At 39.6% G+C, this 20,623-nt stretch carries 21 protein-coding genes and 1 pseudogene; 4 read left to right on the plus strand and 18 right to left on the minus strand.

All coding sequences use genetic code 11. From position 1 onward, the window contains the following. The first annotated feature begins 112 nt into the window (after positions 1–112). A complete protein-coding gene (locus EXN75_RS10615; RefSeq protein ID WP_134843798.1) occupies positions 113–1,564 on the plus strand; it encodes an IS4 family transposase in 1,452 nt (483 codons plus the stop codon). 431 nt (positions 1,565–1,995) lie between these two features. On the opposite strand, the gene EXN75_RS10620 is transcribed toward EXN75_RS10615, so the two are convergent. Both EXN75_RS10620 and EXN75_RS10625 read right to left on the minus strand, forming a co-directional pair. Next, a complete protein-coding gene (locus EXN75_RS10620) occupies positions 1,996–3,507 on the minus strand; it encodes a hypothetical protein (RefSeq protein ID WP_134843799.1) in 1,512 nt (503 codons plus the stop codon). A gap of 81 nt (positions 3,508–3,588) precedes the next feature. Then, a complete protein-coding gene (locus tag EXN75_RS10625) occupies positions 3,589–4,896 on the minus strand; it encodes a carcinine hydrolase/isopenicillin-N N-acyltransferase family protein (RefSeq protein ID WP_134843800.1) in 1,308 nt (435 codons plus the stop codon). 259 nt (positions 4,897–5,155) lie between these two features. On the opposite strand from EXN75_RS10625, the gene EXN75_RS10630 reads away from it, so the two are divergent. The 3 genes from EXN75_RS10630 to EXN75_RS10640 all read left to right on the plus strand — a co-directional run bounded on the left by EXN75_RS10630 (position 5,156) and on the right by EXN75_RS10640 (position 7,138). Beyond that, positions 5,156–6,163: a helix-turn-helix transcriptional regulator gene (locus EXN75_RS10630; RefSeq protein WP_134843801.1), complete on the plus strand. Its 1,008-nt coding sequence runs from the start codon at positions 5,156–5,158 to the stop codon at positions 6,161–6,163. Further along, complete coding sequence (locus EXN75_RS10635; RefSeq protein WP_134843802.1) at positions 6,160–6,654, plus strand: 3'-5' exonuclease; 495 nt, start codon at positions 6,160–6,162, stop codon at positions 6,652–6,654. Before EXN75_RS10630 ends, EXN75_RS10635 begins: the two co-directional genes overlap by 4 nt. A gap of 142 nt (positions 6,655–6,796) precedes the next feature. Continuing rightward, positions 6,797–7,138 (plus strand): ATP-binding protein, encoded by a 342-nt coding sequence (locus tag EXN75_RS10640; protein ID WP_134843803.1) that lies wholly within the window; start codon positions 6,797–6,799, stop codon positions 7,136–7,138. Positions 7,139–7,274: 136 nt separating this feature from the next. On the opposite strand, the gene EXN75_RS10645 is transcribed toward EXN75_RS10640, so the two are convergent. The 16 genes and pseudogenes from EXN75_RS10645 to EXN75_RS10715 all read right to left on the minus strand — a co-directional run bounded on the left by EXN75_RS10645 (position 7,275) and on the right by EXN75_RS10715 (position 20,623). Beyond that, entirely contained in the window at positions 7,275–7,514 is a 240-nt protein-coding gene (locus tag EXN75_RS10645; protein WP_134843804.1) for a hypothetical protein, read from the minus strand. Positions 7,515–7,662: 148 nt separating this feature from the next. Then, positions 7,663–7,833 (minus strand): ADP-ribosylglycohydrolase family protein, encoded by a 171-nt coding sequence (locus tag EXN75_RS18665; protein WP_134843828.1) that lies wholly within the window; start codon positions 7,831–7,833, stop codon positions 7,663–7,665. Between the two features lie 52 nt (positions 7,834–7,885). Then, entirely contained in the window at positions 7,886–7,987 is a 102-nt protein-coding gene (locus tag EXN75_RS18670) for a hypothetical protein (protein WP_408005952.1), read from the minus strand. Between the two features lie 173 nt (positions 7,988–8,160). Then, the gene (locus tag EXN75_RS10660) at positions 8,161–8,445 is read right to left on the minus strand and encodes an ADP-ribosylglycohydrolase family protein (RefSeq protein ID WP_187349087.1); all 285 of its coding nucleotides are present in this window, start codon (positions 8,443–8,445) and stop codon (positions 8,161–8,163) included. After that, positions 8,426–8,974, minus strand: coding sequence for a phosphatidylglycerophosphatase A family protein (locus tag EXN75_RS10665; protein WP_134843805.1), 549 nt, complete (start codon positions 8,972–8,974; stop codon positions 8,426–8,428). The genes EXN75_RS10660 and EXN75_RS10665 overlap by 20 nt, the downstream gene beginning before the upstream one ends. Position 8,975: 1 nt before the next feature. Continuing rightward, a complete protein-coding gene (locus EXN75_RS17710; RefSeq protein ID WP_167639501.1) occupies positions 8,976–9,140 on the minus strand; it encodes a hypothetical protein in 165 nt (54 codons plus the stop codon). A gap of 80 nt (positions 9,141–9,220) precedes the next feature. Further along, positions 9,221–12,070, minus strand: coding sequence for a cation-translocating P-type ATPase (locus tag EXN75_RS10670; RefSeq protein WP_134843806.1), 2,850 nt, complete (start codon positions 12,068–12,070; stop codon positions 9,221–9,223). A gap of 13 nt (positions 12,071–12,083) precedes the next feature. Beyond that, positions 12,084–14,123, minus strand: a complete 2,040-nt coding sequence (locus tag EXN75_RS10675; RefSeq protein WP_167639502.1) for a tetratricopeptide repeat protein — start codon at positions 14,121–14,123, stop codon at positions 12,084–12,086. A gap of 29 nt (positions 14,124–14,152) precedes the next feature. After that, positions 14,153–15,295 carry a DUF2569 family protein gene (locus tag EXN75_RS10680; RefSeq protein WP_134843808.1) on the minus strand — a complete coding sequence of 381 codons (1,143 nt, stop codon included), beginning with the start codon at positions 15,293–15,295 and terminating at the stop codon, positions 14,153–14,155. Positions 15,296–15,444: 149 nt separating this feature from the next. Beyond that, positions 15,445–15,609 (minus strand): annotated as a pseudogene (locus tag EXN75_RS10685) (cation-transporting P-type ATPase); the annotation flags it as partial. 103 nt (positions 15,610–15,712) lie between these two features. Beyond that, entirely contained in the window at positions 15,713–16,420 is a 708-nt protein-coding gene (locus EXN75_RS10690) for a hypothetical protein (RefSeq protein WP_134843810.1), read from the minus strand. A 12-nt stretch (positions 16,421–16,432) separates the two neighbouring features. Then, complete coding sequence (locus EXN75_RS10695) at positions 16,433–17,224, minus strand: hypothetical protein (RefSeq protein WP_134843811.1); 792 nt, start codon at positions 17,222–17,224, stop codon at positions 16,433–16,435. A 52-nt stretch (positions 17,225–17,276) separates the two neighbouring features. Beyond that, positions 17,277–17,633, minus strand: a complete 357-nt coding sequence (locus EXN75_RS10700) for a hypothetical protein (protein ID WP_187349088.1) — start codon at positions 17,631–17,633, stop codon at positions 17,277–17,279. Positions 17,634–17,821: 188 nt separating this feature from the next. Beyond that, complete coding sequence (locus EXN75_RS10705) at positions 17,822–18,790, minus strand: DUF4407 domain-containing protein (protein WP_117662004.1); 969 nt, start codon at positions 18,788–18,790, stop codon at positions 17,822–17,824. A 30-nt stretch (positions 18,791–18,820) separates the two neighbouring features. Continuing rightward, a complete protein-coding gene (locus EXN75_RS10710; protein ID WP_117662003.1) occupies positions 18,821–19,447 on the minus strand; it encodes a hypothetical protein in 627 nt (208 codons plus the stop codon). A gap of 144 nt (positions 19,448–19,591) precedes the next feature. Beyond that, positions 19,592–20,623, minus strand: a complete 1,032-nt coding sequence (locus EXN75_RS10715) for a PrsW family glutamic-type intramembrane protease (RefSeq protein ID WP_118191583.1) — start codon at positions 20,621–20,623, stop codon at positions 19,592–19,594.

Below are 20,623 nucleotides of genomic sequence, written 5' to 3' on the forward strand. Positions count from 1 at the left end.
CTAAAGTTTCCCACCCCAAAATAGTAGGGTAAAAATAACAGTTTCTCGATAAAAAGTTGTATCTTTGTAATCGCTAAAGAACAAAAAAACAACGATTTAAAGAGTAACTGTTATGAATGCAAAATTAAGCAATTTTTCTGAGTTATCAAACATATTAAGTGTTAAAAGTTCATTGCGAACCAATTTAATGGCGCTTTTTACCCGTTTTGGTCTAGGTCATCTCCTCTGCAAGCTATCATTGGAGAAAGAAGCTGGTATTCCTGCCGTTCAACTAATCCTGTCTTTGTGTCTGTTTCGCATAGCAAGTGAAAGTATTCACTCTATGTACAAGAAATCATATTACGACTTGTTGAGTACTGGCAAGAACTGCTATTATCGAATGATGACGAGAGCTTCCATGGATTGGCGTAAGCTCCTCCTTGGTATGTCCCTCCGCTTTCTAGCTATCATCCGCAAAGAGCATGCAGAAGTCTCCACTGGAATGGAGAGCTATATCCTGGACGATACCACCTTGGAAAAGACAGGTTTCAGCATGGAACAGATCAGTAGAGTATTCGACCATGTCCAAGGCAAATGTGTGTTGGGGTACAAACTGTTGGTTTGTGCATTTTTTGATGGGAAGAGTACTATTCCTATAGACCTTTCGCTGCACTGTGAAAAAGGAAAGAAGAAGGACTTTGGACTAACCTCCAAGCAACGAAAAAAGCGTTTTGCCAAACAGCGTAATGCCGAGAATCCAAACGCCATCCGCTTTAATGAGTCTACGGAATCGAAACTGAAGGTTGCCGTTGATATGATAAAGAGAGCCTGGAGTCATAAGTGCCTGCGAGCCAAGTATGTTCTTTGTGACAGCTGGTTTACTTGTGAATATCTCATCGGCGAAGTTAGAAAGCTTGGCAAAGGAGCCTTGCATCTTGTAGGATTGGCGAAAATGGGAAATGCCAAGTATCTTGTTCATGGCAAATTACACAATGCCTTGGAATTGATAGCTCTATATGAAAGAGAGCGTTCTCATAACTGTCGCCAATATAAATGCCATTATATATCTTTGCAAGGTAAGCTGGGGGAGCAACCTTTACGCATATTCCTGATTCGATATGGAAGGAACCAAAGATGGAACGTTTTGATAAGCACAGATTTGTCTATGACTTTTGTGAAAGCTTTCGAAGTTTACCAAATCCGTTGGAACATAGAAGTCTTGAACAAAGAATGTAAACAGTATCTCGGACTAGGCAAATGCCTTGGAAGAGATTTTGACGAGCAGATTGCCGACTGCACCCTCTGCTTTCTCACATATATAACCATGGCTTTGGAGAAACGATTCTCTGAATATGAGACCATGGGAGAACTTTTCACAGACATGGAGGAAGACCTCATGGCATTGACCTTATGGAAGAGAGTACTAACATGCATCAAGAGACTTTTGGAGGTGCTTGGTGAGCATCTTGGCGTGACAGTTGATGAAATGACAGAGTCTCTTATCAACGACGAAGAAGCTGCATCTGCTTATCTCGTCATGGCTAAAGCTCTAGAAAATAGGGAAAATGGGAAAGAAGTGGCATGAAACACTTTTTAGGTAACCGTTAAAATGCCCTGTTTATAGGGATTGATGGAACATTAAGGACTCAAAAATGCCCTATAAACAAGGGTGGGAAACTTTAGTAGTATCTTCGCAGCAAATATATAATCAAAGAACAATGAAATGATATGAAACGAATAGAAAGAACGGAATATCTCAATAAGCTGATTGCTTTCAAAGACAAGTCTCTTATCAAAGTGAGCAGACAATATCGGCAACATCCTATCCACCAAGCGCATAGCCAACATCATGACTGCCGACGGAAGAAAAATAGACCAGAAAACCGTGGAACGATCTTACACTTGATGAAGACCCTACTGCCGATTACAACGGTATCAAGAGAATCAATGCCATAAGAGGCTGATGGGAGAAACAGAGTTGAACCAAAAGAAAGTTTGGAAGTGACCTCTATGAGGTCACTTCTTCGTTCTGTTGGGTGCTTTCAGCCAGATATTCTGAGTATATCGCATACCTCTCAGATAGTGACACCAAGAATAACTGAAAACCTTATTTCGCAACCAAGAATATTCGAAAAATACCCTGTTGACTGCTTTAACCCTGAATTGTCCAGAATATGCAGCAGGATTCTTCACTGTCCAATACCAACAGTTGTGTAGGTTGATTGTGTTACGAGACACCAATGGAGCCTCATGCATCTTAGCCTTGAACCCGTTTGATGTCACCGGAGCATCCGCCACATCATAATTCCACCGTGCTCTTCCACTTCCACCATCCAAGGATTTGTTTGTTATAGTCACATCAGAAACATTCATTGTATAGCTTTCGGATATTGAGCCTCCTGCACTAAATCCAGCACTTGGTCCAGAAGTATCAAGCCCGATATTACCTCCAAAATCAACACTATATCCCGAAGTTGTACTATACGAACCTTCAGAAGTCGCAGGTCTAGGATCATGCACAAAGACTTCAGTTGGTGAGAAGCTTCCACCGTTTGGTTTAAAGATTTCGTGGTCATTGTCAATCTCTCCCAAGTAAAAACCATAGCATGTACCCTTGTTTTCCTTCCATTTATCAGAAAGCATCATCGTCGAATTGTTTCCAAGGATTTCTTGATGTACCATATAGTAATCCATGTTTTGATCAAAAGAGTACACTGCATATATGGTATATGTTACTTGGTACAATGCGGAGCGACCTTTAGCCTTGTCATGCCCTGGATACGTCGGGTAATATATGTACGTAATTGTCTGCGCCTTTGTCATGGAATGAATATCGTTTGAGCCACCGTTGATATTGGGCTCGCTTACAACAGCTTGTTTTTCTATCCATGTGGCTACGGCATCTGCAAATAAACCATATGTGTAAGGCGTGTGCTCTTGGGAAAGATTGGCTTCTGCAAGCTCTGTCCTTGTGGTATCACCGTCCTCTGTGATTACCACTGACGATATTTGAGCCTCATCTGAGTCGTTCAGATCTTCGAGATGCATTTCTCCTCCCTTCTTATTGAAAGCATAAATATCATTGAAGTGCCCATTGCCATCATCGTCGTCATAGTCGTGCATAAGCGCATCTCCCAGTTTATATTTTTTTAGTCGTTCCATTGTGGCCTTCGACGGTTCAGTTATGGCTATTACGCCTCCTTTGTCATAAACCTGTTTCACTTTCTCCAACATATCGCCATCAATGGTCAAGGCGGTTTCGTTGTCGAGAACCACCACCCTCACGCTATTGTCATTTATTGACACGTTCTTTGTCAGGCGGTTTACAAGAGCAGAACCTGCTTCCTTAAAATTGTTACCCAACACTGCCGTTGGCAAATTGAGCTTAACGGAAAGTTGATCGGTCTTTGGCAGGACTTCTCCTATTGGTGCGTCAAGTTCTTCCCAAGATTCGCTATCATCAGAACATGAGCAACATAACGAAGTCAACATTACCAAACACAACACGGACTTTACAAAAAACTTCATTTTCATTCTTATATTATAGTTCATATTTTAAAGAATTAAATGGTTAAAGAATTCACTGGCAGCCTTATCAAGATTTTCTGCCTATTTTAAGTTGAACGTAAATTTATTCTTATAGTCTCGATTCACACAGACCGTAGCCTTGCGCTGAGAAAGATTATACACCACCGACCACTGGGTATGGCTCGTAGGATTGCCCGGAGTTTCTGCCTGACTCACGCCATTGAGCAGATTCATGGCTCCTTCCTCAGACAACTGATTGTTGTTCTGCTTGATGACGAATTCCATCATGTCATAGCGGGTCTTGCCGTGGTTCGAGAGCTTCGGACCTTTATCAGAACATGCCATAGTTTCAGATACATAGAAGTTGCTGGCATAGCGCTTTTCTATCACCTCGCGGGTGTTTGGTAAAATGTCAGGATATTTAAAATAAGTCTTGCCATCCTCACCCGTATATTCATCGTCTATGTAAATCTTGCTCTGATGATCCTTGTCATACACGAATTCTACGATGGCATAACGGCCCGTGGCATCTGCCATGTAGAAATGATAGTTGCCGTCGTTATCCGGTATCCAGAGGTCATATCCGTCCAGAATCTTGAGAGCTTCATCCACAGTTCTGGCATGATCCAACATCATGCGCAAGGCAACGGTTGTAGTCAATTTCTTTCCCGTACTAGCCTGCTGGGTCGGTTTGCCGTCGAGATGGAGCACGGAAACGGCAAAGCCAGCCTCGTTCATACCGTCCATCAGGAGATATGGGAATGCCATGATATAGGATAGGTCTTGCGTCTTATTCTTCTCAAACTCAGCCTTGTTATATAGGATGTAATGCCAGAGATCCTGTCGGTAACCTATCCAGTAGGCATCCACCATACTGATGGATTTCAGTCCGCCTTTGGGTGCCGTACGAACCAGGGCAGCTGCTATCGGTTCGTTATCATGGGAGTAATCAAAGTTGCGCCCCATCAGATAATCGCCCGTATCGGGTGTCGTCACGGCAAAGGCACTGCAGCCTGCATCCAGCTTAACCCTTGCCTTGAGCCAGGATGGCGTCTTGTCGCAGAGGGTTTTCAATACGGCACCAATCAGATGGGTGTTGTCGGTGAGATTGAATCCTGATATGGTAGGGAGTTTATAATCCTCCGTATAGTCAAGATAGAAGAATCTTCCGTCTTTCAAGTCCTGGATAGACCTTACCATCTCCAGTTTCTTGGCATCGGTCAGCAGGCTGGCCGGTACGTCCTGATAGTGAGCCTGGTTGTATACTTCTTCAGGGTCATCATCGCTGCACGAAGACACCATAACCATGAAGAAGGTAAAGCAGAAAGTTAAGCATGCAAACATTAGCCACTGAATGCGCTTGCTGTTGAAAGTATTGTTTCTTTTCATAATTAGTGATATTTAAGAGATGAATGATTCATTTTATTTTTCGATGCAAAAGTAATGGAAAATAAGGTTCGATATGGGAAAAAATAACCTGAAAAATACTGATTTTTTAGGAAAACGGGAAAAAATAACCTCAAAAACCGTCAAAATCACAGATTTTTATTATCTTTGCACAATAATAAAGCAATGCCAAGCAAAGCTAAGCAATGCAAGGGTATGCTAAGCAATTCATCTATCAATAATGAATATATCCCTACGGAGTATGAAAGCAAAGAACTCAATAAGAACCAAGTTACGCAGGTTGGAATTCTCCTTGCTGAAGAGGGAATCCAATTACCTCGATCGCCAGCGCCAGTGGCTTCTGGTATGTTTTGCCGTGATGCTTTATCTAGGCATCCTGTCTAATATCCTGGGGTTGTCGGGAGCCTTCGATCCATTTTTTACAGCATCTAACATCGTCTTTCTGGTAGTTGTGGTGTCCTCGTTCGCTGCCTATCTCTTGGGTAAGATAGGGGTGGTGAAAGGGATAACCTTCCTTGCAGTAGCAACCCAGGTTTTCATAGGCATGGATATTCTGTATAGTGCCTTCGTGCCTACATTGAAAGATAATACGATGGTAATTCTCATCAACATGCTCATTCTTGCCGGCAACATGTTTTTCTCGCTGGCAGCTTATCAGGCTCGTCTTACCCGCTGGCTGGTAGGCATAGCCTTGGGAGTTTATCTAGTCTGTGTGATAGTTACGGGCAATGAATCGCTGCGTAATTATTTCTTTATGATGCTGTTGATACTGCTGTTTATCAGTGTGCTGAGTCTGGGCATTGCCCGAAATGGCGAGTATCTGGTAAATGCCAATAAAATATTGCAGCGAGAAGAGGAGGAACTGCTCCAGGTGTTGAGAATCAACAAGAAGCAGATTAAGGCATACGTGGCATTGGCCAAGGAGCGGCATGATGTGAAGCAGACCGAGCATTTGCTGGATTTGCTGGGTGAGGCATCGCAGAAGAATGTGATAGATAATGTATTGCAGTATATTCAGACCCGGGAATTGAGCAAGCAGAATCTGGAGCGTGTTTTTCCGGAATTGAGTTCATCTGAGAGGGAAATCTGTTATCTCATCCTGCAGAATAAGAAGTTGAGTGAAATCGGTATCCTGCTCAATAAGACAGAATCCAATATCACCACCCAGCGTGGCAATATTCGAAAGAAGCTGGGGATGAATCCTTCTGATAATCTGCAGAAGGTATTGGAAAAGAGGATAAGGGAATGAAAGATTTTGCTGCGATAGATTTCGAAACGGCCAACCAGCAGCGTACAAGCGTCTGCTCGGTGGGCATTGTGATAGTGAGGGATGGCGAGATTGCAGACAGTTACTACAGCCTCATCAAGCCCGAACCGGAGTATTACTCTTATTGGAACACCCGGGTTCACGGGTTAACTCTTGAAGACACGATGAATGCGGTTGTCTTCCCGAAAGTCTGGGCAGAGATTGTACCTAAGATAGAAGGTCTGCCCCTGGTAGCCCACAATGCCTCCTTCGACGAAGGCTGCCTGAAGGCAGTATTCCAGACGTATCAGATGGAATACCCCGGCTATGAATTCCATTGCACCTGCCGTGCCTCACGAAGAAAGCTGGGTTCTCTCCTCCCCAACCATCAGCTCCAGACCGTAGCCGCCTATTGCGGTTACGACCTCACCATGCACCACAATGCCTTGGCAGATGCCGAAGCCTGTGCCTGGATAGCAAGAGAGCTGCTATAAATAACCACAAATTTCGTATGCTGCGAAGAAAATGTGGCAATATTGCCAAAAAAACTTCGTAAAGAGAATTAATAGTCTATATCTTGCCGATAAAGTATTAAAAAGCATAATTGCGGCAGAATATAAATTGGAAGGTTATAAGATGCCAAAGTCCTGGATGGAAGCGTTCTTCTTGCTTGAACAGTTGCTACAAGGCCAAGACAAGGGCGAACGGCAAGTCATATTCATTGACGAACTTCCATGGATGGATACCCCTCGTTTTAGATTTCTCCCAGCCTTCGAGAACTTCAGAAATGGCTGGTGTAGTGGTAGGGACAATATCATGCTTGTGGTTTGCGGTAGTGCTACTTCCTGGATTCTCAGTAATCTATCAAGAAGCAAAGGAGGACTCTACGGACGCTTGACTGCAGAAATCAAGCTCTCACCCTTCACCACCACTTTTTCCTTTACCTTTAGAAGCAATACTCTTTCTTATTTTTCTTAACCCTTTACCCAAATCTACCCCTTGAAGAGGATTAGATTGAAGAGAATGCAAAAAATCTTCGTAATCTTGCTTAATAGACTTATAGCGCTAACTTAATTTCTTCAATCTACGGGCAAACTCAGGTGCAACCTCTATCCTATAACTCATTAAGCAAATCCTCCGCAGGAATAAAATCCATTTTTCCTTCGCGATGAAGCTTCAATTCCGTAAAGGCCTGATTGATACTAGCAAGGGCTTTTTCCTTAGCCTTTGCATTCTCCTCATCTCTTTTAGCTTGCGCCAATTTTTTAAGATAACGTGCAGCTTTTTCCAAATAGCTCTCGTCATTAGAAAGTACGCCCAAGCTATTATAAATATCAGTATTCAATTGCATCACATTCATTATCGAATCCTTTCTTTTAGCTAGTAATTATGCAAACGAACAATATGAAAGTCAGCTTTAAAATTGCCGAATGCAGTCTATTTGGTGCAAAGATAAAAAAAAGCATGAAACTCACAAAAGATTTCGTACTTTTTATATGTTTTTATCGATACATTGCGTAGAATTCCTGCACCTTGTTATGGAGCATAGAAGCATAGAGAAGACCATTTCTCCATTCGTCAGGAATATGGCATATTCCAAATTTAGCACCCAGGATAGCTCCTGCTACTGCTGCATTGGTATCCGCATCTCCTCCTGATAAAACAATCTTCAGAGATGCACAACATCATGTCGGTATCATCAGTCCAGTCGCCTCTTTGCCATCGTCAACGATGATTATCCTGCACGATTTGTGAATAGTCCTCTATCCCATTAGGATAAAAACGATCCACCTCTTGCTTGGACATAAACTCCGTGCTCAGTCCCAAGGCATCTCCTACAGCTTGCCCAAAGATGGTACCGAGGAATCTTTCTTTTATAGTTCATTTTCCATATTTTATTGTTTATACATTCAACAAATCGTAAAGTCATCCATATCTGGCAATAGTGCTGTACCGATTACACAGCTCCACTTTTTTAACGACAACAGCTATTTCTCCAGCTATACACGCCATCGTGTCAGCATCACCACCAAAAGAAATGCATTACGGATAGCAGAAGTATAACTATCAGCTTCAAGATATGAGATGATAGATTCAGGAACACTCGCCAGCCATTTCGCAACAGCCAAGGTCATAACCGTATCATCCGTAAAACGAGGTTCTTTGTATATATCGAAGTCCCCATGCTTTACCGGATGAAATTCATACGCAGCCCCGAAGCAATCGCCAGCGATAGCTCCAATGATACCAGTTGTAGGTACAGTTTTACAAGTTATATGTCCCATGAATATTTTCTACTAGATGGAAATATCGGATTATTAATGTTACAATAAATGCATAGAAGCCAGCCAATGCATCGTCAAGCATACAGCCCCATCCACCATGAATATTCCGGTCTATCCATCTGCAACCAAGCGGTTTAGTTATATCTATCACTCGAAACAACACAAAACCTATTGTTGCAAGGGATATTGAGACATAAGCTGGACCATCTACACAAACAGCTGCTAAAGCAGCAACCCACGTACCAAAGAACTCATCAATTACGACAGCCCTTGGGTCTTCACCCCAATATTTCTCCATCACATTATCAGTCCAAACTCCAATCAACAAAGAACTAACAACCAATAAAATTGTAGCCACCATCAACCCTATCGGAGAAAGGACATAATAAAGACCTATCCAAATGAGCAAAGCCAGGAAAGCACCTGCTGTACCAGGTGCTTTAGGTACAAAACCAGTGCCTAATCCTGTGGAAATAATTACATGAAGCCAAGGAGCTTCACCTAACTGTTTATTATTGTTATTACTCATATTATTTTCCAAACAATGCCTTCAGAACCATCTTACCAATTTTTCTTTCCAATCCAGCCTTTGAGGTTGGAATACCAGTCTCACGAGCAAACTTTTGTTTTGCTTGCGTGATACCTAAAGCCCGATTTAAGGAGAATGACACTCCTGGTATTTTAAACTTAGACATATCTTTATATATTTTAGAAATTGATAAAAAAGAGTTGCGCCTTCTATCTTAAAGAATAACGCAACTCCTTCTATTTTATTTTAGATTTTCTTTAGCAAACTCCAGATTTCACGAATCCAAAGCACAAGTGAAGAACCTACGATGATGATTACCCAATCCTCAAACTTCAAACCAGTTACATTGAAGAAATTCTGCAAACCAGGAATCTCTACCATAGCAATCTGACCAGCCAAAATGATAGTTGCAATAATCAACAAGCCCTTGCATCCCTTGAAATGAAGCGCACTCTTACCTGTCTCAAATGCTCTTGCACAGAAGAGATAGAAGAAGTGAGTCATCACGAAGATGGTGAAGAATAAGGTCAACTCGTAAGGAGTAAGACCATCAGATGCACCTAACTGAACGTTGAGTAAATCTGTTAACTGCGTAATATCCGAATGCTCAAAGACATAAAGTAATACAAGCAGCAACACAAAGAAGAATCCACCAACGCCCAAGATGTTCTGATACATCGCCTTATTCAGGATAAAGGCATTTCTATCTCTTGGCTTATCTTTCATCACGCTCTCTGATGGAGGCAAAGATGCCAATGCCATTGCAGCAAAAGTATCCATAATCAAGTTTACCCAAAGCATCTGAGTTACGGTAAGCGGACTTTCCTCGCCCATAAATGCGCCAAAAAGAACGATAAAGCAAGCAGCCACATTCACAGTCAACTGGAAGAGCAAGAAACGTTGGATATTCTGATAGAGTGAACGTCCCCACATCACCGCCTTACCTATACTACTAAATGAGTTATCGATAATGGTAATATCAGATGCCTCCTTTGCTACAGAAGTACCATCACCCATAGACAAGCCAACATGAGCAGCCTTCAAAGCAGGGGCATCGTTGGTTCCGTCACCAGTAACAGCAACGACTTGGTTCTTTCTTTGCAAAGCCTCAACCAATCGTTTTTTATCCATCGGACGAGCACGAGAGATTATCTTCAAATCTAAGACTCTCGTATCCAACTCTTCGTCAGAAAGAGCAGCAAACTCTGGACCAGTAATAATATTCTTATCACCATCCTTTGCTGTCCACAGACCAATTTGGCGACCGATTTCCTTAGCTGTACCAGGAGTATCACCAGTAACAATCTTCACATTGATACCGGCATTCATACATTCTGCAACGGCTGCAGGAACATCCAGACGAACAGGGTCGCTGATAGCCACAACACCCATAAAGGTTAAATTATCAGCCACAATCTTACCATCCTTGAATACGTCAGCCTTACTATCAATTATTTGATAAGCGAAGCCGAGGGTACGCATAGCTTGGTTCTGATATTCAACCAACTGATTCTCAATATCAGTTTTAGAAACATTGTTCTCGATGTTCTTGCACAAACCACTTACAATTTCAGGAGCACCCTTGACATAGAGAATTGTCTTGCCTTCAAACAAGGAAGACTTAACAATTGTTGCCATATACTTACGCTCCGTAGAGAAAGGCAACTCCTCCAAAACCTCAGCAGACTCACGTAGATTCAGATAATCAACGCCAGCCTTCTTGAGCCAAAGAAGCAAAGCGCCCTCCGTAGGATTGCCCAATACTTTTACAGCCTCAGCAACTGAATAATCCAAAGAAGCAGTTGAATTGACAGCGATACCTTCCTCAATCAACAGACTATCCTTATCATTACCCAACGTCTGAGCTGATAGACCATAGAAATTAGTATCATACACTTGCATCTGATTCTGAGTCAAAGTACCAGTCTTATCGGTACAGATAACAGTCGTAGCACCCATCGTCTCACAAGCATGCATTTTACGAACTAAGTTGTTGGTCTTCATCATTCGAGTCATACTATAAGCCAAGCTAAGAGTAACAGCCATTGGCAAACCTTCTGGTACCGCAACAACCACAAGTGTTACTGCAATCATCAAGGTATCCAACGTATATGTAATCAACTTAGCTATTTGCTCACCCGGCATCAAAGTATCATGGAAATAAACTACCATACCCATCAATATCACAAAATAGCCAATGATTGATGGAACAACAGCTTTCCAACTCCAGTCGTCAAACTTTTTAATAACCATCCAGAAAAATATAGCTGTAGGAACCGCCAATGTCAAAACAATAGGACTCCAATCAAAGAACACCATCAGCTTGAGAACAATGATAAGGGCTGCAAAGATATAACTCAACTTGGTTATCAAGTCTGCCAATCCATCCAACTGTTCATTTAATGGGGTGCGAACGCTATCATCTATCTGGGCAGCCTCAAAGACTTTACCATTTTCCGTTTTGGCACCAACTGCCAAGACTTTTAAAATACCATGACCTTCCATCACCTTTGTACCACGCATCACATGGTTAGAAGGGAATGTTGCATCCTTATCAAACTCCTGTTCATGAATTGTTTTATGGCAAATAGGCTCACCAGTCAAAGAAGACTCATCAACATTCAAGGTAATCGCCTCTAAAAGTTCTCCATCAGCAGGAATCTCCTCACCTGTATTCAATACTACGATATCACCGACAACGACATCTTTCTTCTTGATAGAAGTTGTGTTTCCATTTCGGATTACCTCTACCATTTCGTCGTCATTAACTTGGTTGAGAACCGAGAACTGCTTATCAGCCTTTAACTCAAAGATAAAGGCGATACCAGTGGCAAGCAAGATAGCCACAAAAATACCAACTGGCTCAAAGAAAGTCTCTGCACCTTCATGCAATCCCCAAAACTCATAGCAAGAAATGCCGATAGACAACACTCCGGCTATCAGCAAAATGATAATCAGAGGGTCGCCAAACTTCTCTAGGAATTGTTTCCATAGAGGTTCTTTCTCTGGTGGTGTCAAGATATTGGCACCATGTTTACTACGGCTTTCGAGCACTTGGGCATCGGTCAAGCCTGTGTAATGATGTTTTTGTTCCATAATATAATTGTATTTAATTGATTTTTTGCTTATGTGTAATACGCAACACTTTCTTCGTATTGTCTATTTCTATCTTTCCCAATTTACTCAGAACACTTTGTCCTAGAAGCAAAGGGGCAGCCTGATTGCGAACAACAGATGCCTTGATGTTATTCAGATGTAAAGAACCGAGTTTTACATCTTTCAAATTGATAACCGTACCTTCAGTTATGTTTCCATCAGCAGTCTGATAATTCTGTTTCCCGATAATATCTGAAGAAGACAAGAAGTCGTTCTTTGCCATAAACGTGGCCTCAACAGAAGAAATAGAAACATCAGTAGCACCAGTATCAAAGATGAAATGCAAAGGCAAGCCGTTGATAGCACACTTCACCTTGCAAACACCACCCTCTTTTGTAAATGGAATCTCTTCTACTTTCAATTCGCATGCAGAATCATCCCCATCTGCATCAGCGGCTATCTCCTGCAGGTGCTTTTCTTCATACTCTTTCAGTAAGACCTTAAATTCTTCAGTATTACGTATATTATTCAAATCTCGGTCACGCTTGATGTGAGCAAAGCGTCTATAACCATCCTCCAAAGACTGACGAAGATACGAAAGAGCTTTTTCTTTCTCTCCCATTACAGAGTAAAGACATGCAGCATCATAACAATTACCCTTTTTATCTTTATCAAGTATTGTATTCAAAATCTCTATAGCCTTATCTTTCTGTCCCAAGTAATAATAAGCATAAAAAGAGCATTCAGCTTCTTCTGGTATAGAATCCAAACGAACAACTTGCTTGAAATCAGACTCAGCCTTATCATTTTCACCTTTCAAACGATATAGAACACCCCTATTCAAATACGCATAAGCCTCATTTGGCTGCAAGGTAATTGCCATGGTATAATCTTCCAAGGCCCCTTCAATATCACCAGAATGATCCTTAAACCAACCTCTTTGATAATATCCAGCAGGCTCATCTGGGGTATTTGCTATATAATCACTCATGGTCTTTATTGCTTCCTGAGTACGTCCTGCATTATCTAGAATATTTGCCTTTTCATACAAATAATTAGCTTTTACAGAATCTAAAGCTATCGCTTGATTACAATACTCTAAAGCCTTATCATAATCACCCAATTTATTATAACATTGAGATATACGATTAGCTGTTATGATATTGGATTCCTTCTCCAAAGCCTCTTTATAATATGCTATAGCCTTAGTATATCTTGCAGTTTTTTCAAAAGCTACACCTAAATAATAAGTCCAAGAATTATCATTTGCATCTTTAATATTTTGGACTTTTAATTTTGCTATAGTCTGCTCAAATGCAGAATCTGCCAATTCCTGCAATTCATAAAAAGCCTTATCATCATTATCAATATATAATGCAGTTATCACATCATCTATAGCCTCATTATATTTTTTCTGTCCCATGTAACTTTCTGCACGGAAAGAGTAAGCAGAAGAATAATTTTGGTCTAATTTTACGACATAATCAAACTGTTTGATGGCATCCCCATAACGTTTCTGGGCATTAGCATTTCTACCTATGCCCATATATCCCATCACATCCCCTTCCTTCAAGGAAATCATCTTTTGGTAATCCCTATCTGACAAATCATATTTCGCCAGCTCATAATAAAGTTGAGCTCTAGCTTCATAATAACGAGTATCATTAGGCATCGCATTGATTGCAAAACCACAATCCTTTAAAGCTTGAACCGTATCTTCTAGATTCAGATACACTTTTGCTCTGGTTGCATAAGCAAAAGCCCTAAACTCTTTATCCTTTACAGGAATCTTCTTGACTGCAACATTTGCCGCAGTCAAAGCTCGACCAAACTCTTCGTTATAATTTTTCACCAAAGCTATCCATGCAAAGGCGTACCCATTGTCAGGATGTTCATTGATTTCCTTGTTCAGGTAATCGAGAGCTTCCTCTGCATTATTGTTATTGATAGCTTCTACACCCCGACTATAATTATAGCTATCAGGTCGTTTGATGTTGTCCGCAAATATTGCAGAAGAACACAACACTAAGATTGATAAGATAAATTGTCTCATAATATTTATTCTTTATTTTTATAAAACAGTTACTTACGGACAGAATTCATTAAACCATCCAAGTAGACTCCATCATCTCCTTCATGGTAAGGATTAAATCGGATAGAACTTAATAATTCTCCAAGATAATCATCAGTGCCTCCATCATAAGCAGAAACAAGACAAACTTTTCCCGAACCAGAGTCAAACATCATTATAAATCGCCAATAAAGTTCCTTTCCGTTCACGTCATATTTTTTCACCTTTACAAAACAGAGATGCCCATTAATCTCACGAGAATCATTCTCTACCATAGAACCTGGATATTCAGCAATCTCTTGATTTTCCCAATTATTCCAATATGAGTTTACATTTTGCAGAGAATTATCTGCATCAAAATCACTACAAACTATAATGTTACCGACAGACTCACTTTCAAGATTGAAAATTGTAAGTTCTTGTTCCTCTTTCTCTGAGCATTTAAACCCCATTGGTCTTGTAAATATCACTCTACCATCAGAAAACTCACCTTCTTTTAGATTGGTCTTCATTTCAGTCATGAAATCCTTGCTTTTATTGTCAATAACACGATGTACGTCAAGCATCCCCCACATCAAGAATACTATAGGAGCCAATATCATCGTAGGGATGATATAATAATCCCGCCGTAATATTTTCCTAAAGTCATTGGGTATTACTTCTGCAACCTGACTTGAATTTAACAAATACGCAAACCAGACAACTCCCCAAATCACTCCACGAAACACATGCTTAAAACTTCCCAAACCATTTTCATCGAACTCACCATTTAATAGAGTCAAAAAATTTGAAGCAAAGCATAAGACCACATAAGTTTTTCCTAAAAATACCGCATTAGGCTTTCTTTTACAAAAAGCCACAAGAGTATATATAGCAAGAGCAAACAAAATAACACCACTAGCTATATCTGTCATTCCCAAAACATAACTTCCACTATAATCCTCTATATTAAATGTAATTATTGGATATATTGCACTTACTAAACCACCTACAATGATGGAAAACAAAAAGAAAGAAAGCCAACCATGAATTCTTGTTGTTTCCAACAAAGATTCACTCGTTATCTCTTCCTCTTCATCAAGTTCTATATTCATGTTGCGCACATTATCACTAAGCAATATTGCGCCATCTTTCTTCTCTAAATCTATACTCATAATTTTTATATTACATTGTTAGAACATTTCTTGTTTACTACTTTGCTCCGTATTGAAATTACCATTACGCAGAGAAATTAGCTCATAGTTAAGACCTTGGTAATCCAAAGTAACGGCATTATATTTTGAGAAAGACTCATTAGCTACTCTCCTGCTATCAACAAAATGATAATGAGAGGGGCACCAAACTTCTCCAGGAATTGTTTCCATAGAGGTTCTTTCTCTGGTGGCGTCAAAATATTGGCACCATGTTTACTACTGCTTTCGAGCACTAGGGCTTCGGTCAAGCCTGTATAATGATGTTTTTGTTCCATAATATAATTGTATTTATTTGATTTTTTGCTTAAGTGTAATACATAACACTTTCTTCGTATTGCCTATCTCTGTCTTTCCCAATTTACCCCAGGAACGTTTAAATCAAACTTTAGCATTTGCCTCTTCTTCTAATCTCAGTCTATCATACTCCTCTTTAAAGCTACGTTGAGCATCAAAGAAGCCAGTAAGCATTGCAACCATATAGTTTTCTATCTGAGGGATTTGAGGAATAAGCAAGCATTGTCGTTTGGTATGAACAGCAAACTTTTGACTCTTCTCGTCTATAGAATACATCAATGTAAAACCTTGTCTAACATTGATAGTATTTATAGCTTTACGTACACGGCTAACATCATCGAGGTTATCCAAGTCAACAGTTCCCCACCATGTATCCCAAATTGTTATCATGAGACCATCTTCCCAAGTTTCCACGCTAAAATTTTCTCCTTGATATGAGAAATGCATATTATACTCATTTTCATCATCAAACTGAACATCACAGTTTAACTTACGCAAGACTTCGGCACAAAGGTCTCGTGTACTTAATTTATGATTTTCTTCCATATAATTATTGTTTAAAGGTAAAACTTCTGCGCTCACAGTTCCACTTGGCGCATTCATAATACGATCCATTTCTTGATCTGCCTTTTGCTGCTTTGCCTTATAATAGGAAAAGCAGAGCAACGCTATTACTACTAAAATAAATGCTATCATAAATGCAAAATTATCTAATTTAAAATGAAAGGCAACGCATATTAATATTACATAGGCCAATCTTTTTAGAAAATCACGACATGATTCATAATCCATATTTATATCACACTAAAACATTTCCGTTTCACTACTCAGTTCTGTATTAAAGTTACCATTACGCTGTGGTATTAACTCATAGTTAAGACCTTGGTAATCCAAAGTAACGGCATTATCTTTCGAGAAGGACTCATTAGTAATAAAACCTCCTGTATAGCCACCAGCCATTTTCTTGTCTGGATTCCATCCTTTTCCTCCATAGAAGAACACTTGATAAGTTCCGTTTGGTACAGAGAATTGATAAGAGTCACCTCCCTGTATGTAAGCATTTCTTACAATTTTACCATTATGCTTAATAATAACTACAACATCGTTCTCATCACCTGCCGATGTCTTAACCTCGATAGTCGATTCATTACCAGATAATCTTATATTTTTATAAGGACTATCTCCAGTTTGCAAACGATTATCTATGTAAGGACTATCTTCCTCTACTTGTGAAGAAACTTCGTTCTCATACGTTGGAGTTTGCGAACTAACATCAGAGCCATAGGAAGATGAAGTACTCACAGACGGCATAGACTCTGCATAGTTTTTTTCTATTGTATTGCCTCCCCAAAAGCATAATGCAGCAAATATACCACATATTATAGTTATCAAACACCCAACTCCACTTGCGGAACTTAATCCACAGAAAGCGACAAAAGCAAATATGACTCCTAAAATTCTCAAGAACCATATATAACCAGTTACTCCCCATAACAAGCCAATACCTGCAACTAAAGCGGCAATAATTACCAAAACAACCAAAAATGGCATTAGGCAACTATTCTTCTTTTCTTTCTTATCTAAATTTATAGCCATATCTATATTACTTTGTCCGAGAACTATATTTACTCAACACTACCGAAACTTTTTAATATCTCTTGGGCACATAAACCTTATTGCCACGGCTATTCACATAATACTGTCCTCCACGGCTACCAGTCTGAACAGTATATCCAGAGCCATAGTTATAAGACTGTGTAGAATAATCTCTAGCACGACTTCCTATTGTACCGGTATATGGATTGTGATTACCATATGTAGAGTAGTTATCGTGATTGGTACTATTGCGTTGAGTACGAGTATAATCATTTACATAAGTTCCATTACTACGAGTATAGCCACTAACTGTTGTCGTATTAGTGTTCACACCATAAGAATACGTTGCATTTCTACGACTATTGTAGTTATAAGACTGACCAAAAGATACAGTTGATGTTGCAATCATTGCAACCAATGCTACTATAAACTTTTTCATAATTATTACTTTTAATTTGTTGTTACACTTTATTTTTCTGATGCAAAGGTATCTACATTTTTGATATTTTGCTCAATTTCTAAAACGTTACACCCTATTATCATCATCAATGAATATATTGATTGCAAGATTACATTTCAAATATATTAATTTGAATATTATTTGGCTTGCACTCTATTAAAAGCCATATTAAACTGAGCCATTTTTACTTTTTCAGCTCCTTTTATTGCCATTTCATAATCACATTCTTGGTCTCCCATTTTACTTGTGACAACGAAAAGCTCCAAACTCATCAACAACATAAAGAAAATCAGATAAAACGCTCCTGCGACCTTACGAGTCGTCACTATAGACACCATTGCCTCTAATTCCTCCAGAAATCCTACATTTGCCTGACATTCCTTTCTCGTATCTTCCTCTACAGTCAGTCTTTTCTTGTTCAAATCCATCTCTTGCAAAACAATTTGCTTTATCTTTTCATTATTAGTAGAAACTACTGATTGTTTTGGATTTGCGACCTGGTTGGTTGTCACAGATGGATTGTTTACCACCTTAATTTTTCCATTGACAACAAGTCTATCTTGGCTGTTGGTCACTGATTTTTGAACAATCCAAGGATGAGCATTAATGTCTGCTTGCAATTCCGAATTGACCTTATCCAAGGAATCCTTTTCCTCTTGGAATGCCAGCAACTTACTATCGATGTTACTTACTCTCTTCTGCGTAAGAGTCTGTGTTTGGTGTTCTATCGTGGTAGCCATCTGCTTGTCTATATCTTTTCCAAACATTGTCTGGTCAAAGATTGTCGAGCCAACAATTGCCATAATAATAGCTATTACAAACCTGAAAGCAACTAACTTTTTTGTTGGGTGCAAGGCCAAGAGAATTTGGCGTTCAATCATAATCACTATGGTAATGAATACCAATGAAACTAAAATGCATCCCCAAACAGGAAGTCCAATATACCTTTGAGCGAAACAAAAGCCTGTAATACTCCATACAATCATCAAGATGAGCAAAGCAGAGGTATATTTGCTTAACTGTGTTTTACTTGCCTCAGAGCACTGAGCCAAAACACTTGAACTCCAACCTGTCAATTTGCAACCAAATTTAATCCACCAGTTCATAAGACATTCGTTTTTAAAGTTCAACTATAACTATGCAATAGCTTGCTTAGATGCTATATTGTTCACATTCTGCATATGTGAAATCGGCGTACCTTTAGCACCACTCATCGCAATTGTTGCAATACCTCTCAAGAATCCACAATCATAGGATTGTAATGGAATGGAAGCCTCATTTGCATTATTACGAAAATCTAACTCAAGTTGACTCAACTCTTCTTTGTGAGCATTTATCAGCGACATGGTCTTTTCGATTTCAGCAACGGTGGTCAACAAACCAGCAGCATTGCAATTGTCAATACGTACCTGCAAGTCTTGCTTCATTACATCATAGTTGAGGTTGATTTCTCTGAACACCATGAGTATCTTATTACGAATGAGACTCATATTTAAATCACGGAAAGCCAAGTCACTCTTGACCATAGCATCAGCAAAGCCCTTATCCTCATAATTCTTATGAAGATAACCATAGATAACATCTATAGGCCAACCTGTTGCATAAGAAACAGTCAAAGGCTTATTCTCTCTTGAAGCCTCTTCCTTTACTGGTGCAACACTCTCAACCACCTCCTTTGCTTCAGAAGGTTCTACTACTGGAAGTGAAACTGTAGCTGCGCTCTCGTTATCACTTTTCTTGTTAAAGATATTAAAGATACCCATAATCTTGATTTTTTAATTGTTATTATTTTTATTTTCTGGTGCAAAGGTATTGCTTTTCTTTCAACAAGACCGAGAACCCCTAACGTTACACTCACTATACACTCTTTGACACTAACATTTGCATGCAAGGTTATAAGTCATTCTTTATTGCCTTAATTTCGACTGATAATCAACGCTTTGCTTCAAATACATCATCAAAAGCATCAAACCCAAGAACACCATAACAAGCGAAATAGCCCCTAAATCAGCAAAGGAATCATATAACCCATGAACTATAGCAGGAATACTGATTGCAAGAACATATAATCCTCGTCTATACTTTGGATAGAGATGAGCAAACGACAAGAAATAACCTGCAATACCGCACCAACATGCATGAAGGAACGGCAAGCTTGTCAATCTTGCAATGTTCAGGAAGAACGAAACATCATACGTCTGCTCAGCATTTACCGTCATCTGATATTGAACTCCTTCAAAAACTCCAAAAGAGATTCCTGCCATCAAGCCATAAAACACCATCGTTTGAGGTATTAACGGTTCCTTTGCCTTCCTTAATATAATAAGGAGCGGTATCATCTTTCCGAATTCTTCCGTAAGTCCAACTCCAAAGACGTACCCAAGAAGATTAAAAGGAAAATGCACACCTGTAAAAGCATAGAAAGGATTGACTTTAGGTAATCCTAACAAATCCCATGCAACAAACACACAAAGTTGAGTCAAAAAGAATACATTCAAAGTTGTCTTCAACTTGACCTGATGAGTTTTGAAACAAGCATAGAAGAACAAGCCCCAAATTATTGAGAAGTACAATGAGACCTCATAAAAAATGAAAAATCCTCCTAATGGTATGGTCATGATAATCATTGGCAACAATCCCACTAAAGCCAAGATTAAGAATCGCTGATCTGAAAGGAATTGCTTGGAAAACAACTTGGCTTTCGGGAATATTAACTCCGAACCTATCGCAGACAACTGTGCTAATACATTTCCTTTGTTTTGGACATGACTCTTCAAGTTAGCTCGTTTCAAATAAAAGCCAACTGTCCGTTCAAAGCTATCACTATCAGCAATAGCCTTGTCTTGTTTTAGCACCTGTCCATTGTTCACATACGAAAGTAAAGTTTTCTCATCGTATGGACCAAAGCGATGATTGTTGCGGATTACGTAAATATTCAT

The sequence above is a fragment of the Segatella hominis genome, from assembly GCF_004535825.1.
Lineage (GTDB): Bacteria > Bacteroidota > Bacteroidia > Bacteroidales > Bacteroidaceae > Prevotella > Prevotella hominis.

Coding starts and splice junctions, on each gene's coding strand:
- EXN75_RS10690 (WP_134843810.1), bottom strand. CDS start 16,420: ATGGATTATGAATCATGTCGTGATTTTCTAAAAAGATTGGCCTATGTA.
- EXN75_RS10660 (WP_187349087.1), bottom strand. CDS start 8,445: ATGGGACATATAACTTGTAAAACTGTACCTACAACTGGTATCATTGGA.
- EXN75_RS10700 (WP_187349088.1), bottom strand. CDS start 17,633: ATGATTGCAACATCAACTGTATCTTTTGGTCAGTCTTATAACTACAAT.
- EXN75_RS10640 (WP_134843803.1), top strand. CDS start 6,797: ATGCCAAAGTCCTGGATGGAAGCGTTCTTCTTGCTTGAACAGTTGCTA.
- EXN75_RS10630 (WP_134843801.1), top strand. CDS start 5,156: ATGAAAGCAAAGAACTCAATAAGAACCAAGTTACGCAGGTTGGAATTC.
- EXN75_RS10670 (WP_134843806.1), bottom strand. CDS start 12,070: ATGGAACAAAAACATCATTACACAGGCTTGACCGATGCCCAAGTGCTC.
- EXN75_RS10665 (WP_134843805.1), bottom strand. CDS start 8,974: ATGAGTAATAACAATAATAAACAGTTAGGTGAAGCTCCTTGGCTTCAT.
- EXN75_RS10715 (WP_118191583.1), bottom strand. CDS start 20,623: ATGAATATTTACGTAATCCGCAACAATCATCGCTTTGGTCCATACGAT.
- EXN75_RS10705 (WP_117662004.1), bottom strand. CDS start 18,790: ATGAACTGGTGGATTAAATTTGGTTGCAAATTGACAGGTTGGAGTTCA.
- EXN75_RS10680 (WP_134843808.1), bottom strand. CDS start 15,295: ATGAGTATAGATTTAGAGAAGAAAGATGGCGCAATATTGCTTAGTGAT.
- EXN75_RS10675 (WP_167639502.1), bottom strand. CDS start 14,123: ATGAGACAATTTATCTTATCAATCTTAGTGTTGTGTTCTTCTGCAATA.
- EXN75_RS10710 (WP_117662003.1), bottom strand. CDS start 19,447: ATGGGTATCTTTAATATCTTTAACAAGAAAAGTGATAACGAGAGCGCA.
- EXN75_RS10615 (WP_134843798.1), top strand. CDS start 113: ATGAATGCAAAATTAAGCAATTTTTCTGAGTTATCAAACATATTAAGT.
- EXN75_RS17710 (WP_167639501.1), bottom strand. CDS start 9,140: ATGTCTAAGTTTAAAATACCAGGAGTGTCATTCTCCTTAAATCGGGCT.
- EXN75_RS10625 (WP_134843800.1), bottom strand. CDS start 4,896: ATGAAAAGAAACAATACTTTCAACAGCAAGCGCATTCAGTGGCTAATG.
- EXN75_RS10695 (WP_134843811.1), bottom strand. CDS start 17,224: ATGGCTATAAATTTAGATAAGAAAGAAAAGAAGAATAGTTGCCTAATG.
- EXN75_RS10620 (WP_134843799.1), bottom strand. CDS start 3,507: ATGAAGTTTTTTGTAAAGTCCGTGTTGTGTTTGGTAATGTTGACTTCG.
- EXN75_RS10635 (WP_134843802.1), top strand. CDS start 6,160: ATGAAAGATTTTGCTGCGATAGATTTCGAAACGGCCAACCAGCAGCGT.